The 978-nt window shown below is 44.3% G+C and carries 1 protein-coding gene; it reads right to left on the bottom strand.

Annotation, left to right across the window (positions count from 1 at the left end; all coding sequences use genetic code 11):
• A partial coding sequence (locus FC90_RS08890) for a lipase family protein (RefSeq protein WP_057908883.1) occupies positions 1–978 on the bottom strand: 978 nt, incomplete at both ends.

The raw sequence follows: 978 nt of genomic DNA, 5'->3' as shown, positions 1-978 counted from the left end.
ATCAACGGCAGTTTTAGTCTGTTGGGCTAACGCTAGATATTCATTGCCAATATCCCGCATCGCTTTTATTTCTGCTTCCAGTTCTTGAATTGGTTCATCAACCACTGATCGATGCGTCACACCAGCCCGTTCTAATTCTGCCATCACTGCCGCATGAGATAGATGTTCACCAATCAATTCCGCCGACTTTACTGTTTGTTGCCATAGTGGTTCAAATTCGTCAATCACCGCATTGTAATGCTGGATAATGCCACTAATACCATCAATCGCAATTCGAGTCAGACTATCGGAAATCGAAGCTGCTTCGACGGCATCGACCGCAATTTTTTCAGCAAGTGTGAATTGACCTCCGGATGATTTAAACGACTTAGCCAATTGTTTAATCGCAGATTGCTTCTTTTCCATTAAAGCTGTATCTGATGCCATTTGACGACGAAGGACCTTCGTTCTGCCTTGATGATCAAACTTAAACGACGATAACATGTGCGTATCAATATCCTTGGTGGGTCCATTAGCGGTTGTCTCACTCCACACAGTTGTACCGGTAAACCCGTTAACCCCAACCACTGTTGAAGCCCCACCAGAAAATGGATCGCCCTGATGCCGATAATTGGTCAAAAGATCAGGATGCGCTAATGCCCAAAGCCGTTCCTTGTCCGTCATTACTTTCCATGGATCTGGTGCCGAAAAAACCGTCGCACGCACTTGAAAGTGACTGGCTACAAACAATGCCATTGCCCCACCAAGGGAATGACCAGTTGTATCCAGTTTGGCGTCTGGAAATTCTGTGTAAACCTGCTGATAAAATTTTAACGCTGAATTAAACTGACTATCTATAATATTATGTTGACCTTCTTCACCAATATCCACCGTGCTTCGATTACCAGACCCGATTCCTTGAAGGTCTTCAGCAATGTCCTTGAAATCAGATTGATTGGTGCCGGCATAAGCGACCGTAATATGTGAATAATCAACTTC

The organism is Latilactobacillus graminis DSM 20719 (genome assembly GCF_001436415.1).
Taxonomy (GTDB): Bacteria; Bacillota; Bacilli; order Lactobacillales; family Lactobacillaceae; genus Latilactobacillus; species Latilactobacillus graminis.
The sequence above is the reverse complement of the archived record's forward strand: the minus strand, read 5'-3'. Positions and strand labels throughout refer to the sequence as shown.